Genomic DNA, 12,955 nt, shown 5'->3' on the forward strand with positions numbered 1-12,955 from the left:
TCAACCGGAGCGGGTGCGGCACGGCAGAATGTGGCCATGGCAACGACCGCGACGATCTACCACAACCCCCGGTGCAGCACGTCCCGCAACACCCTGAAGGTGCTGCAGGAGGCGGGCCTCGAGCCGACCGTCGTCAAGTACCTCGAGACCCCGCCGTCGCGCGACGGGCTGCGCAAGCTGCTCGACGACGCCGGACTCGTGCCGAGCCAGGCGATCCGGCGGAAGGAGTCACTGTTCGCGGAGCTGAACCTGGCGGACGCCTCCGAGGACGAGCTGCTCGACGCGATGGTGAAGCACCCGATCCTCATCGAGCGGCCGATCGTGGTCACCGACAAGGGCACCGTGCTCGCCCGCCCGGTGGAGAAGGTGCGCGAGATCCTCTAGGGTCCGGCCGCTCGCCCGCGCCGGACGCGCCGGTCAGCCGCGGGCGAGCGGGCAGGACATGCAGCGCGGCCCGCCGCGTCCGGAGCCCAGTTCGGACCCGGCGATCCGCAGCACCTCGATGCCCGCGTCCTCGAGGCGGGTGTTGGTCTCGATGTTGCGTTCGTAGGCGACCACCACGCCGGGCGCGAGGGCGAGGGTGTTGTTGCCGTCGTCCCACTGTTCACGCTCGGCGACGACCGGATCGAGGCCGGTGTCGATGACGCGGAGCTTCTCGATGCCCATCGCGTCGGCGGCCGCCTCGAGGAACCCGCGCGGCCCGCCGATCCGGACGTCGCCGTTCTCCCGGCGCAGAGTGAAGGCCTGCAACGTTTCCCGCACCGCGGGGTACATCACCACGGCGTCGACGTCCACCATGGTGCACACGGTGTCCAGATGCATCGAGGCCCGCTGCTGCGCGATCGGCACCGCCAGCACGGTGTGCGCGAGACCGTCCTCGAAGACGCTGCGCGCCAACGCTTCCGCACCCGCCGGTGTCGTGCGCTCCCCCACGCCCACGGCCACGACTCCCGGGCCGAGCAGCAGCACGTCGCCGCCCTCGACCGGCGCCGTGTGCGATTCGTAGGCGCGGCGCACCCCCAGGAACCGCGGGTGGAACGCGTAGATCAGGTCGGTGATCGAGGCCTCCCGGCGCCGGGCCGGCAGTGCCAGGGTGGGGATCGCGACCCGCGGGCCGATCCAGAACGACGAGTCGCGGGTGAACAGCAGGTTCGGCAGCGGCTCGATCACGAAGTCGGCTCCGTGATGCATCAACCGCACCAGCGACGGCGCGGCTCCGAGGCCCGCGACGGGCAGTTCGTCGAACGTCATGCCCGCGACGAGGACGCGGGTGAGATCCGCGGCGGACATCGCGCGCAGGTGCGCGGCGAGTTCCTGCGCCAGCCCGTGCCCGAGCCGGCGCGGATCCACCGCGGACGACACCCCCTGGACGCGGGCGGCCCCGCTGACCTCGAGGGTCTCGGTGAGCAGGTCGGACAGGAGCAGCACCTCCACCCCCCGCCCGCGCAGCAGGTCGACGAACGCGTCGTGTTCCTCCTGCGCCCGCGCCACCCACGGCAGCGCGTCGAACAGCAGCTGGTCGTTGTTGCGGGGAGTCAGGCGTTCGAGCTCCGCGCCCGGCCGGTGCATCAGCACCGCCCGCAGCGACCCCACCTCGGAATCCACACCCAGCTGAGCGTTCATGAATAAGACCGTAATGCCGTGGGCCACCGCGCGGCGCGCCGAAACTCCGCGAAGCCGGCCGGGCGCCCGCCCGGCGATGGCAGGATCGACGGTGCCCGACGACCGAGGAGACCCACATGACCGACACCGGCCCGCTCGGTGATCTCGCCGCCTTCGCCGGCCGCTGGGTGGGCGGCGGCGAAGGCCACTACCCCACCATCGAGGACTTCACCTACAACGAGACCATCGAGTTCACCCCCACCCCGGGCAAGCCGTTCCTGATGTACGTCAGCCGCACGAAGAACCCGGGCACCGGTCAGCCGATGCACACCGAGAACGGATACCTCCGTCTCGCCGATCACGAGGTGGAGCTGCTCGTCTCCCAGCCGACCGGGTTCGTGGAGATCCAGCGGTCGCGGCTCACCCACGGCGTCCTCGACTTCACCACCGTGCACCTCGAGCGCTCTCCCCACGCGAAGCCGGTGCACGAGCTGCGGCGGCGGTTCGTCCTCGACGGCGACGAACTGTCCTACGACCTGTGGATGGCGCACGCCCAGACCCCGCTCACCCACCACCTGCACGCCCGGCTGCGACGCGCCGGATAACCGTTCACAGCAGGCCGCGCTCGCGCGCCGCCGCGACCGCCGCGGTGCGCGAATCCACGCCCAGCTTCGAGAAGGCATGCACCAGATGGGACTTGACGGTGGCCTCGCTCACGAACAGTTCCTTGGCGACGGCCCGGTTGGAGAGCCCCCGCGCCACCGCGCCGAGCACCTCGATCTCGCGGGCGCTCAGCTCCACCCGCGGCGTCTGCATGCTGCGGTAGAGCCGTTGCGCCACACCGGGATCCAGCACGGTTTCGCCCCGGGCGGCCCGGGCCACCGCGTCGACGAGCACGGCCGGGTCGGCGTCCTTGAGCAGATACCCGGCCGCCCCCGCCTCGACCGCGCGCAGGATGTCGGAGTCGGTGTCGTAGGTGGTCAGCACCAGCACCTTCGGCGGATCCGGCGCGGAAGCCAGTTCGGCCGTCGCCTGCGCCCCGTCCATCCCGGGCCCGAGCCGCAGGTCCATCAGCACCACGTCCGGGCGGTGCGCCGCGTTCTGCGCGACGGCCTCCCGACCGGACGCAGCCTCGGCCACCACCTCGAGCCCGGGCTCCGACGCGAGGAGGGCGCGCAGCCCCGCCCGCACGACGGGATGGTCGTCGACGAGCAGTATCCGGATCACGGCAGCACCCGCACGGGAAGCGTTGCCGCCACGGCGGTTCCGTCGCCCGGCGCCGACTCGAGGAACACCGTGCCGCCCAGCTCGGCGAGCCGCTCCCGCATGGCGGTGAGCCCGAACCCACCGCCCGAGCCCGCGTCGCGGACGTCGAAGCCGACGCCGTCGTCGACCACGTCGAGCCGGACCTCGTCCGGGGTGTAGGCGAGGGTGACCCGCACGCGGCGCGCGTGGGCGTGCAGCCGGACGTTCGCCAGCGCGCTCTGCGCCACCCGCAGCAGCGCGACGTCGAATCCCGTGGGCAGCGGCAACGGTTCGCCGTCCACGCGCAGTGCCGCGTCGATGCCGGTGTCGGCACGCAACCGGTCCAGGATGCGGCCGAGGGCCGCCGCGAGCGGCGCATCGTCGAGATCGGACGGTCGCAGCTTGTCGACGACCCGGCGGGCCTCGACGAGATTGCGCCGTGCCGTCTCCTCGATCCGGCCGAGCAGCGCCACGGTGTCGTCGCCGGCCCGCAGCCCGGCGCGGGCGAGCAGCAGGATCGACGAGAAGCCCTGGGCGAGGGTGTCGTGGATGTCGCGGGCCAGCCGGGCCCGCTCGGCGGTGGCACCGGTCTCCCGCTGCAACCGCACCAGCTCGTCCTGGGCGTCGAGCAGTTCGCGGTGTGCCTCGGTGAGCTCGGCGAGCAGCGCGTCGCGCTGCTCGGCGTCGCGCACGAGCTGCCGGTAGATCAGGGCCGTGCCGGACGCGACGAGCGCCCCGAACAACGGGCCGACGACGGCGGCCGTGGCGTTGGCCGTGCCGTGGCCCAGGCTCGCGGCGATCGCGACCGCCGTCAGAGCCGCCGTCGCGGCGAACGCGGCGATCGTGGGCAGCAGGTGGAAGCACAGGAAGAACAGCGCGAAGGCGAGCCACACGAAATCCGGTGCGAGCACCACCAGCGCCAGCCAGCCGGCCAGCAGCACCGCCAGCCAGATCCCGCCGCGGGACCCGCGCCGGGCGAACCACAGCCCCGAGATGTACCAGGCGAATTCGGCGCCCGCGAGGACCAGCACCCCCGGGGTGCCGCCGCCGCGCAGCACCCCGACGAGCAGCAGCAGTACGAACAGCGCGTGCTGGCCCAGCTGCATCGCACGCAGCACCGGGACCGTCCCCTCGGGGCGGTGCTGTCGGGCGGTCTGCATTTCACCGACGCTAACACCGCCGCGCACGCCGCCGCCTCCCACTTTCGATTGATCCGGGAACCCATCCACCGAGCGATGCGTCGGCATCGCCGCACCGGGCACCGTGGAACTCATGTTCCTCGCACTGCGCGATCTGCGCTTCGCCACGGGGCGCTTCGCCGTCATGTCGGCGGTGCTCGTCCTGGTCTCGTTTCTCGTCGTCATGCTCTCCGGCCTCACCGCGGGCCTGGGCAACCAGTCGATCGCCGCGATCCGCGGCATCGGTGCCGATCACTTCGCCCTCGACGGCGGTGACACCGATCCGTCCGACCTGTCGTTCGGGGAGTCCACCGTCACGGACGCGCAGCGCACCGCCCTCGCCGCGCAACCCGGCGTGACCGACACCGCCGTGCTCGGCGTTGCCCCCGGACGCGTCGGTGCGGGCGGGCGCGAGGTGATGGCGGCACTGTTCGGGGTCGCTCCCGGTTCCTTCGCGGCACCGGCGGCCCTGCGCCCGGCGACGGCGGCGGTCGACGCGCAACTCGCCACCGACAACGGCTGGACGCCGGGCACCGTCCTGACCGTCGGCGGGCGGGAGGTCACCCTCACCGCTCTCGTCGAGGACTCCTACTACAGCCATCAGCCCGTGGTGTGGCTCGACCTCGGGACCTGGCGCGAACTCCCCGCGACGGCCGGCGCCGACGGGACGGTGATCGCGCTGCGGACCGGTCCCGGGTTCGACAGGGCGGCGGCCGCGGCCGCGACCGGCACGAGCGTCCTCGACACGTCCGCGACCCTGAACACCGTCGGCTCGTACACCTCCGAACGCGGGTCGCTGCTGCTGATGCAGGGCATGCTGCTCGTCGTCGGCGCCCTCGTCGTGGGTGCGTTCTTCACGGTGTGGACGGTCCAGCGCAGCCGGGACATCGCGGTGCTGCGCGCGGTCGGCGCCTCCACCTCCTACCTGCTGCGCGACGCCCTCGGACAGGCCGCGGTGGTGCTCGTGCTCGGCACCGGCCTGGGCACCGTCGCCGCGACAGCCGCGGGAGCGGCCGCAGCCACCGTCGTGCCGTTCACGCTGAGCGCGGCCACGACCGTGCTGCCGTTCGTCGCGCTGGTCGGGGTCGGCCTCCTCGGGGCCGCGGCGGCCGTCGCACGCATCGGCTCCGTCGACCCGCTCACCGCGCTCGCCGCGGCCCACTGAGCTGTTCGAGACACCAACGCTGTTCGAGACACCGACGCTGTTCGAGACACCGACGCTGTTCGAGACACCGACGCTGTTCGAAAGACACCGACCCGTTCGAGAAAGGCACCACCATGAGCGTGCGGCTCACCGACATCGTCCTCACCTATCCCGACGGCGACGCCACGCTGCGCGTCCTCGACGGCCTGGACTTCCACGCCGAGCCCGGCGAGACGGTCGCCGTCACCGGTCCGTCCGGATCCGGCAAGTCGAGCCTGCTGGCCGTCGCGGGGCTGCTCACCGTGCCCGACTCCGGGCGGGTCGTCCTCGACGGCGTGGACACCACGGGCCTCGACGCGGCGGCCCGCACGCGGCTGCGGCGCGAACGGATCGGCTTCGTGTTCCAGCAGGCGAATCTGCTTCCCTCGCTGACCGCCACCGAACAGCTCTCGCTGATCGCGCACCTGAGCGGGCGCCGGCTCGACCGGGCCCGCGCCCGCGACCTGCTCGCCGCGGTGGGCCTGACGCAGCAGGCCGACCGCCGCCCGCACCAGCTCTCCGGCGGGCAGCGGCAGCGGGTCGCGATCGCCCGGAGCCTGGTCAACGATCCGGCGGTGCTGCTGGTCGACGAGCCGACTTCGGCGCTGGACGCCGAGCGCAGCCGGGAGATCGTCGAGCTGCTCGAACGGATGGCACGCGAACGCGACGTCGCCGTCGTGATGGTCACGCACGATCGGGAGGCGCTGCGGGCGGGAACACGGCTGCGCGAGTTCGCCCTCGACAAGACGCCCGCCTGAGCGTCACCGGCGGGTACGCACCGCCTCGAGCGTGCGGGAGAAGTAGTTGTTGGCGAGCTGCATCACCACGTTGTACGGAGGCGCGAACTTGCGGGCCCACCAGTAACCGAAGCGCACGTCGAACGACGTGTACACCAGGAAACGGTTCTTCCGGATCCCGGCGAGGATGCACCCGGCGACCTTCTCCGGCGACGCGGCGTGCCGCTCGAACCGCGAGGTGAGCTTTCGGGCAGCCGGATGGTCGCGGTCCACGCCGACGATCTGCACCGAGTTCACCAGCGGGGTACGCACAGCGCCGGGCACGACGAGCGAGACCCCGATGCGGTGCCGGTGCAGGTCGAAGCGCAGCACCTCGGAGACTCCGCGCAGGCCGAACTTGCTCGCGCTGTACGCCGCGTGCCACGGCAGGGCCAGCAGGCCCGCCGCGGAGGAGACGTTGACGAGGTGCCCGCCGCGGCCGGCCTCGATCATGGGGGGCACGAAGTTCTCGATGACGTGGATCGGGCCCATCAGGTTGACATCGACCATCTGCTTCCAGTGGCGGTGCTCGAGGGCGTCGACCGTGCCCCACACCGACGTTCCGGCGACGTTGGCGACCACGTCGAGGGCGCCGGCGCGGTCGTGGACGTCGGCGGCGAAGGCGGTGACCGCGTCGTAGTCGGAGATGTCGAGGGCGGCGGCGTGCAGCACCGACCCACCCCCTTCGCGCACCGTCCGCACCGTGTCGTCGAGACCGTCGGCGGCGAGGTCGGTGAGCACCAGTTCGGCACCCTCCGCGGCGGCGGCCAGGGCCAGCGCCCGGCCGATGCCGCTGGCCGCCCCGGTCACGAGGAACTTCCGGCCCCGCAGGTCCTTGATCGCCATCTCCGCCCCCGATTCGTCGTGTGCGGGTCACCTTAGCGCGGCGCGATCCGCCGCGGCGCCGCGCGGGCGCCGCGGTGAGAGAGAGGGGCTGAGGGCGTATGGGACCGCCGGCCGCGCGCTCGACAGTGCGTGTGCGCGACGAATGCGCGCGGGCGGCACCGATGCGCGCGGACGGCTCAGAGGCGCTGGGCCATCTCCTCCTGGTACTTGCGGATCGTCTCCTCGATGCCGTCGGCGTCGGCCTCGCGCCCTTCGCTGCGGGCGCTGTCGGCACGTTCGCGGAGCACTCGAATAGCGCGCCGCAGTTCGTCGTCACTCATTCTGTGTTCCATGTCACACAGTCTCCCCGACCGCGGGCCGGTTCGGCCGGCAATCGGCGGCACGGCATCGACGACGAAGGGCGCCTCCCTGTCCGGGAGACGCCCTTCGGTGGTGGAGCTGAGGGGAATCGAACCCCTGACCTCTTCGATGCGAACGAAGCGCGCTACCAACTGCGCCACAGCCCCGCAGGTTCCGTTCGGAACCGCTCGCAAACTGTAGCAAACGTGCGAGCCGGAGACGAAATTGCGGTATCGGCACAGGTCACGGCGGCGGACAATCGACATGTGGATGCAGTGCGCCTCCGCGGGGACCAGGCCCTGCGGGAGGGTCGGTGGGCCGCCGCGCTGGCCGACCTGACGTCGGTGGCGGCCGCGACCGACGATCCGGCGGCGTGGCTCGGCGTCGGCGAGGCGTCGTGGTGGCTCGGGCGCCTCGACGACAGCGTCGCCGCCTATCGCAGGGCCTACACGACGGCTCTCCGGAGCGGCGACCGAGAGAGTGCGGTTCGCTGCGCGGCGTGGCTGAGCATCAGCTACACGTCCGATTTCGGCAATCGGTCGGTGGCCCACGGTTGGGTCCGCCGGGCGCAGCGACTGCTGCCCGAGGGCGCACCGGGCGCGTTGCACGCCCTGGTGTGGGTGGCACACGCCCACCGCCTGCTCCCGGACGCCGCAGCGGCCGGACCGTGGGCGGCGCGCGCCCTGGACGCCGCACACCGATGCGGCGACCGGGATCTCGAACTGGTGGCACTCGCCCAGTCCGGTCACGTGGCTGTCGCCCGGGGCGACCTGGAACCCGGATTCGCGCTGCTGGACGAGGCCGCGGCGGCCGCTCTGGGCGATGCGGACCGCCGATTCGACACCGTCGTGTTCGTCTGCTGCGACATGCTGGGCGCGTGTGCGCTCGCCGGCGACACCCGTCGCGCCGACGAGTGGTGCCGCGTCGCCGAGGACTTCACCTCCCGCTGGGGGTGTCCCTTCCTGTACGTCGAGTGCCGCACCCTCTACGGGGCATTGCTGCTCACCGCGGGCCGTTGGGCGGAGGCGGACCGGCTCCTGACGGCGGTTCTCACGCTCGACGAGAAGGTCTGCCCCGCCGTCCACGCGCACGCCGTCGCGGCCCTCGCCACGCTCCGGGTCCGGCAGGGGCGGCTCGACGAGGCCCGGGCGATGCTGGACCGATCCCGCCGCCCGACCACGGAATTGGACACCGCCCGCGCCGAGGTCGCCCTCGCCGACGGTGATCCCGCAACCGCCCGGCGGCTGCTCGAACGTCACGGCACCACGTCCCTGCTGTGTGCCCGGGCCCAGGCGGCCACGGGCGACCTGAACGCGGCGACGACCACCGCGGCGGCGCTCGATCCCGACGGTCCCGAGGCGGTGGAGGCGTCGGCGCTGACTGCCGCGGCGCAGGGCTGCGTGGCGGCCGCGGTCGATGCCTTCGAGACGGCCGCCGCTCGCTGGGCGGACCGCTCGGCGCCGTTCGAGGAGGCCCGATGCCTGCTCGAACTGGCCGAGTCTGCGATGAACGACGATCCTGTCCTCGCGACCGCACGCGGACGAACGGCGGTGACGATCTTCCGGGAACTCGGAGCCGTCGCCGCCGCGGACCGTTCCGCGGCCCTGTTGCGGCGTCTCGGGGTGCGCGGCGCCGGCATCCGCGCCACCACTCGCGCCGGCCCGGATCTCGACAGCGGCCTCACCGCCCGCGAACGCGAAGTACTGGACCTGCTCGCGAGGGGTTTGACGAATCCGGAGATCGCCGGCCGGCTGTTCGTCTCCCGCAAGACGGTGGCGCACCACGTGAGCCACATCCTCCGCAAGCTCGGCGTGCGGAACCGCTCGGAGGCCGCCGCGTATGCCGCCGCCCACCCGGAAGATGGGTCACCTGCCCGATGCGCGGCACCCGGGCGCGGCGCCATCCTCGGTGTATGACGAACACAAGCGAGAACTTCGGGATTTCACCGGCGGCCGCGGAGGTGTACGAGTCACGCTTCGTACCCGCGATCTTCGCGCAGTGGGCGCCACGGCTGCTGGACCAGGCTGCGATCACGACGGGCACGCGGGTGCTGGACGTGGCATGCGGAACCGGGATCGTCGCGCGCGTAGCCGCCGACCGGGTAGGCCCGTCGGGACGGGTGGTCGGTGTCGATGCCAGTGAGGCCATGCTGGCGGTGGCACGTCGGTTGCGTCCCGACCTCGAATGGCACCGGGGTGACGCCGGCGCGCTGCCGTTCGCGGACGGTTCGTTCGATGCGGCGCTGTGCCAGATGGCGCTGATGTTCTTTCCCGATCGTGCACGGGCGCTGCGCGAGATGCGCCGCGTGGCGACGGAGATGGTCGCCGTGTGTGTGCCGGCCGCGTTGGACGAGCAGCCGGCATACCGAGACTTCGTCGACGTCGCGGTGCGGCACGCCGGCCCGCCCGCGGCATCCCTCCTGGGCACCTACTGGAGTTGCGGGGACCGCGACGAACTACGGGGATGGTTCCGCGACGCCGGACTCACCGTCGATCGGTTCACCACGCACACCGGAAGCGCGCGGTTCCCGTCCGTGGATGCGATGGTGGCGACCGAGGTCGAGGGCAGCCCGTTGATCGAACGGCTCGACGCCGGAACGTACGAGGCGATCACCTCGGAGGCCCGAACGGTGCTGGCCCGGTTCACCGACCCGGACGGCTCGGTGTCGGCGCCTCTCGTGGCACACATCGTCACCGCGCGCTGAATACGCCCCGCTCCGAGCGAATGTATCGCCCGCTACCGCTGAGGAGATGAACGATACATTCGCTCGGCCCGAACGGATCGGTGACTACTCCCCGGAGGCCCGACGCACCGGGTAGTCGTCGGCGTCGTAACGGGGTTCGTACGTCTCGTGGGCGGGCTCGTCGTCCGTGTAGTGGTCCAGGTGCTCGAACACCGGGTCCTCGTCGTCCACCTCGAGCACCACCGCGCCGGGGCGTCGCAGCCGGGCCGGGACCAGCCGCAGCTCGTCGTCACTGTGTGACTCGACGCCGAGCCGCGAACGGTTCAGGCGCGCCATGCGACGGCGGCGGATCTCCTGCTCGACACGCACCTGGCGACGGAGGTAGATCAGGTAGCCGGCGAGGGCAGCCGTCGCCACCGTGCACAGCCACCACAGGGCCGACGAGACGATGAGGGCGAGGGCGGCGGTGATGATCGCGGCGAACAGCAGGCCGAGCACGGTGCGCTGCCGGAACTCGTAGCGCGCGGCCCGGGCCATGGCGTCGGCCTGCGGGTCGAATCCGCCGCGTCCGCGGCGCTGGGGCACGAACTCCCGGGCGGGAGCCCGGTCGGGACGCTCCTCGAAGTCGAAGTCGATGTCGGTGTCGTGGTCGGTGTCGAGCTGTGTGTCCATGCGGTCCTCCGCTGGGTGGCGGTGTCTGCGGTCGTCCACCGTGCGGGCGCGACCGGAGTCGTCGCCGGCTGTGGGACGGGCGGAATCCCGACTCGGACGCCAGTGGGGGTCGGTGCGATGACCGGCGGCCGGCCCGCGCGGGGCGAGTGGCTCGTCGTCACCTCGGTGCAGGACCCGGGTTGCGAGTGCGGCGTCGGTCGTCTGGCGAATACGGGGGCGCTTCGTGACCAGCATGGGCACCAGAACGAACAACCACACGGCAACCAGCCCGATCCACAGGAGCGAGTTCGGCATTTCGGCGGCCCTCCTCCCAGTTGTCGCCTACCAGTCCGTCGACGCCACTGACCCCGTCAGGTTAGCGGCCCCGAAGCCGTCACCCGGACAGAAACGCCGACTCAGATGACTACAGCTGTCACACGAGTCACGCGAATCATGTGACACTCTCTTCACTCTAGTCACAGAGATATAGGACCGTGTGGGTATTACTACGCAGCGATGCACGTAATCTGCGTTACAAGATCAGGCCCAGGTGGCCCGGCCGCCCCGGATCAGCACATCGGACACGCTTCCGGGGACCTCCTCGACCGTCATCGCGACCAGCAGATGGTCGCGGAACCGCCCGTCGACGTCGAGGTAGCGCCGCAGCAGGCCCTCCTCCCGGAAGCCGACGTTGCGCAGGACCGCGCGGCTCGCAACGTTCTCCGGCCGCACCGTGGCCTCCACCCGGTGCAGTCCGGCCGGCCCGAAGCAGTGGTCGAGCCCCAGCGCCACCGCCGCTGTCGCCACGCCCAGGCCGTTGACGTGCTTGGCCACCCAATACCCGATCCACGCCGACCGCAGCGCGCCGCGCACCACGTTGCCCACGGTGATCTGCCCGCAGAACTCGCCGTCGAGCTCGATCGCCATCGGCAGCATGTGGCCCCGGCGGGCCTCCGCCCGCAGGCTGCGGTACAGCCCCGGCCACACGGTGATGTGATGGCGCATCTCCCACGGCACGTCGCCGGTGGGTTCCCACGGCTCGAGATGCGCCCGGTCCCGGATCCGCAACCGGCTCCACGCCGCCGCGTCCCGCAGCCGGATCGGCCGCACCGTGACCAGGCCGCCGGCCACCCGCAGCGGGCCCAGCTCCGCCGGCCATCCCGGATGACGGGTCATCAGCCGCGCTGTCCGAGGAAGGCGACGTCCACCGGATCCCCGGTGCGCACCTCGGTCACCTCCGGCTCGATCAGCACCAGGCAGTTCGCCTCGGCCAGGGTCGCCAGCAGGTGCGACGACGCGCCCGCCGCCCCACCGAGCGCCTGGACCATGTACTCGCCGGTCGCCTCGTCGCGCATCAGCTGCCCCCGCAGGAATCCCTTGCGGTCCGGGATCGAGGTGATCGGCGTGACGGTGCGGGCGGTGACGACGCGGCGCATCGGCTGCCGGCGGCCGAGCGCGATACGGATCAGCGGCCGCACCATCACCTCGAACACGACCAGCGCGCTGACCGGGTTGCCCGGCAGCAGGAAGGTGGGCACCTCGTCGCGGCCGAGCTGGCCGAACCCCTGCACCGAACCGGGGTGCATCGCCACCCGCTCCACTTCGAGCTTGCCGAGGTCCGACAACGCCTCGCGCACGTCCTCGAGCGCGCCGCCACCGACGGCTCCCGCGACGACGACGATCTCGGAGCGGATCAGCTGGCCCTCGACGACCTCCCGCAGGCGCTTCGGGTCGGTGCTGGCGATCCCCACGCGGTTGACGTCCGCGCCGGCGTCGCGGGCGGCCGCCGCGAGCGCGTACGAGTTGACGTCGTACACCTGGCCGGGGCCCGGGGTGCGGTCCACGTCCACGAGTTCGCCGCCGATGGAGATCACCGAGAGCCGGGGACGCGGATGGACCAGCACTTTGTCGCGGCCGACCGCCGCGAGCAGCCCGACCTGGGCGGCCCCGATGATGGTGCCGGCCCGGACCGCCACGTCACCGGGCTGGACGTCGTCGCCGGCGCGACGCACGTAGTCGCCGGTCCGGACGGGACGCAGGACCTTGATGCGCGCGCGGCCACCGTCGGTGCGGTCGAGCGGGAGGACGGCGTCGGCGAGGGTCGGCAGCGGCGCCCCGGTGTCCACCCGCACGGCCTGCCGTGGCTGCAGCCGGATCGGTTGACGCGAGCCGGCCGAGACCTCCCCCACCACGGGCAGGGTCAGCTCGATCGGCTCGCCGTCCTCGCCGGTCCGGTCGGTGCCCGCCCCCTGGACGTCGACGCTGCGGACCGCGTAACCGTCGATCGCGGCCTGGTCGAAGCCGGGCAGTGGCCGTTCGGTGACCACTTCCTCCGCGCAGAGCAGCCCCTGGGCCTCGGAGATGGCGACCCGGACCGGCCGTGGCGCCACCGCCGCCGCCGTGACCCTGGCCTGTTGATCCTCGACCGACCGCATACCGCTTCTCGTCCTCC

14 protein-coding genes and 1 tRNA gene are annotated in these 12,955 nt (G+C 72.2%); 6 read left to right on the forward strand and 9 right to left on the reverse strand.

Annotated elements, in window-relative coordinates; translation table 11 throughout:
- Positions 1-36 precede the first annotated feature (36 nt).
- Positions 37-384, forward strand: coding sequence for an arsenate reductase (glutaredoxin) (gene arsC, locus A4U64_RS17500; protein ID WP_065922886.1), 348 nt, complete (start codon positions 37-39; stop codon positions 382-384).
- A gap of 33 nt (positions 385-417) precedes the next feature.
- On the opposite strand, the gene arcA is transcribed toward arsC, so the two are convergent.
- Entirely contained in the window at positions 418-1,623 is a 1,206-nt protein-coding gene (arcA, locus tag A4U64_RS17505; protein WP_006944942.1) for an arginine deiminase, read from the reverse strand.
- 116 nt (positions 1,624-1,739) lie between these two features.
- On the opposite strand from arcA, the gene A4U64_RS17510 reads away from it, so the two are divergent.
- Positions 1,740-2,207, forward strand: a complete 468-nt coding sequence (locus tag A4U64_RS17510; RefSeq protein WP_006944943.1) for an FABP family protein — start codon at positions 1,740-1,742, stop codon at positions 2,205-2,207.
- Between the two features lie 4 nt (positions 2,208-2,211).
- Here A4U64_RS17510 and A4U64_RS17515 read toward each other — a convergent pair whose 3' ends face one another.
- Together A4U64_RS17515 and A4U64_RS17520 are read right to left on the reverse strand one after the other, a co-directional pair.
- Positions 2,212-2,829: a response regulator gene (locus A4U64_RS17515; RefSeq protein ID WP_006944945.1), complete on the reverse strand. Its 618-nt coding sequence runs from the start codon at positions 2,827-2,829 to the stop codon at positions 2,212-2,214.
- Positions 2,826-4,007: a sensor histidine kinase gene (locus A4U64_RS17520; RefSeq protein WP_065922887.1), complete on the reverse strand. Its 1,182-nt coding sequence runs from the start codon at positions 4,005-4,007 to the stop codon at positions 2,826-2,828. Before A4U64_RS17520 ends, A4U64_RS17515 begins: the two co-directional genes overlap by 4 nt.
- A 112-nt stretch (positions 4,008-4,119) precedes the next feature.
- Here A4U64_RS17520 and A4U64_RS17525 point away from each other — a divergent pair, with 112 nt between their 5' ends.
- Positions 4,120-5,190, forward strand: a complete 1,071-nt coding sequence (locus A4U64_RS17525; RefSeq protein WP_006944949.1) for an FtsX-like permease family protein — start codon at positions 4,120-4,122, stop codon at positions 5,188-5,190.
- 113 nt (positions 5,191-5,303) lie between these two features.
- The gene (locus A4U64_RS17530; protein ID WP_006944950.1) at positions 5,304-5,966 is read left to right on the forward strand and encodes an ABC transporter ATP-binding protein; all 663 of its coding nucleotides are present in this window, start codon (positions 5,304-5,306) and stop codon (positions 5,964-5,966) included.
- A 3-nt stretch (positions 5,967-5,969) separates the two neighbouring features.
- On the opposite strand, the gene A4U64_RS17535 is transcribed toward A4U64_RS17530, so the two are convergent.
- From A4U64_RS17535 to A4U64_RS17540, 3 genes are all read right to left on the reverse strand, one after another.
- On the reverse strand, positions 5,970-6,830 hold the full coding sequence (locus A4U64_RS17535; RefSeq protein WP_006944952.1) for an SDR family oxidoreductase: 861 nt from the start codon (positions 6,828-6,830) through the stop codon (positions 5,970-5,972).
- Positions 6,831-7,006: 176 nt separating this feature from the next.
- The gene (locus tag A4U64_RS28270; RefSeq protein ID WP_006944955.1) at positions 7,007-7,150 is read right to left on the reverse strand and encodes a hypothetical protein; all 144 of its coding nucleotides are present in this window, start codon (positions 7,148-7,150) and stop codon (positions 7,007-7,009) included.
- A 110-nt stretch (positions 7,151-7,260) separates the two neighbouring features.
- Positions 7,261-7,336 (reverse strand) — tRNA-Ala (locus tag A4U64_RS17540).
- 99 nt (positions 7,337-7,435) lie between these two features.
- Between A4U64_RS17540 and A4U64_RS29120 the strand changes: the two genes are divergently transcribed.
- Positions 7,436-9,085 (forward strand): helix-turn-helix domain-containing protein, encoded by a 1,650-nt coding sequence (locus tag A4U64_RS29120; protein WP_269465940.1) that lies wholly within the window; start codon positions 7,436-7,438, stop codon positions 9,083-9,085.
- Positions 9,082-9,873 carry a class I SAM-dependent methyltransferase gene (locus tag A4U64_RS17550; RefSeq protein WP_006944958.1) on the forward strand — a complete coding sequence of 264 codons (792 nt, stop codon included), beginning with the start codon at positions 9,082-9,084 and terminating at the stop codon, positions 9,871-9,873. The genes A4U64_RS29120 and A4U64_RS17550 overlap by 4 nt, the downstream gene beginning before the upstream one ends.
- Before the next feature lie 84 nt (positions 9,874-9,957).
- Here A4U64_RS17550 and sepX read toward each other — a convergent pair whose 3' ends face one another.
- From sepX to glp, 3 genes are all read right to left on the reverse strand, one after another.
- On the reverse strand, positions 9,958-10,818 hold the full coding sequence (gene sepX / locus A4U64_RS17555) for a divisome protein SepX/GlpR (RefSeq protein WP_065922889.1): 861 nt from the start codon (positions 10,816-10,818) through the stop codon (positions 9,958-9,960).
- Positions 10,819-11,043: 225 nt separating this feature from the next.
- Positions 11,044-11,679, reverse strand: a complete 636-nt coding sequence (locus A4U64_RS17560; protein ID WP_029542046.1) for a GNAT family N-acetyltransferase — start codon at positions 11,677-11,679, stop codon at positions 11,044-11,046.
- A complete protein-coding gene (gene glp, locus A4U64_RS17565) occupies positions 11,679-12,938 on the reverse strand; it encodes a molybdotransferase-like divisome protein Glp (RefSeq protein WP_006944964.1) in 1,260 nt (419 codons plus the stop codon). The genes A4U64_RS17560 and glp overlap by 1 nt, the downstream gene beginning before the upstream one ends.
- Positions 12,939-12,955 lie beyond the last annotated feature (17 nt).

It is taken from the genome of Rhodococcus sp. WB1 (assembly GCF_001700945.1).
Lineage (GTDB): Bacteria > Actinomycetota > Actinomycetes > Mycobacteriales > Mycobacteriaceae > Rhodococcus > Rhodococcus aetherivorans.

Coding starts and splice junctions, on each gene's coding strand:
- arsC (WP_065922886.1), top strand. CDS start 37: ATGGCAACGACCGCGACGATCTACCACAACCCCCGGTGCAGCACGTCC.
- arcA (WP_006944942.1), bottom strand. CDS start 1,623: ATGAACGCTCAGCTGGGTGTGGATTCCGAGGTGGGGTCGCTGCGGGCG.
- A4U64_RS17510 (WP_006944943.1), top strand. CDS start 1,740: ATGACCGACACCGGCCCGCTCGGTGATCTCGCCGCCTTCGCCGGCCGC.
- A4U64_RS17520 (WP_065922887.1), bottom strand. CDS start 4,007: ATGCAGACCGCCCGACAGCACCGCCCCGAGGGGACGGTCCCGGTGCTG.
- A4U64_RS17525 (WP_006944949.1), top strand. CDS start 4,120: ATGTTCCTCGCACTGCGCGATCTGCGCTTCGCCACGGGGCGCTTCGCC.
- A4U64_RS17530 (WP_006944950.1), top strand. CDS start 5,304: ATGAGCGTGCGGCTCACCGACATCGTCCTCACCTATCCCGACGGCGAC.
- A4U64_RS17535 (WP_006944952.1), bottom strand. CDS start 6,830: ATGGCGATCAAGGACCTGCGGGGCCGGAAGTTCCTCGTGACCGGGGCG.
- A4U64_RS28270 (WP_006944955.1), bottom strand. CDS start 7,150: ATGAGTGACGACGAACTGCGGCGCGCTATTCGAGTGCTCCGCGAACGT.
- A4U64_RS17550 (WP_006944958.1), top strand. CDS start 9,082: ATGACGAACACAAGCGAGAACTTCGGGATTTCACCGGCGGCCGCGGAG.
- sepX (WP_065922889.1), bottom strand. CDS start 10,818: ATGCCGAACTCGCTCCTGTGGATCGGGCTGGTTGCCGTGTGGTTGTTC.
- A4U64_RS17560 (WP_029542046.1), bottom strand. CDS start 11,679: ATGACCCGTCATCCGGGATGGCCGGCGGAGCTGGGCCCGCTGCGGGTG.
- glp (WP_006944964.1), bottom strand. CDS start 12,938: ATGCGGTCGGTCGAGGATCAACAGGCCAGGGTCACGGCGGCGGCGGTG.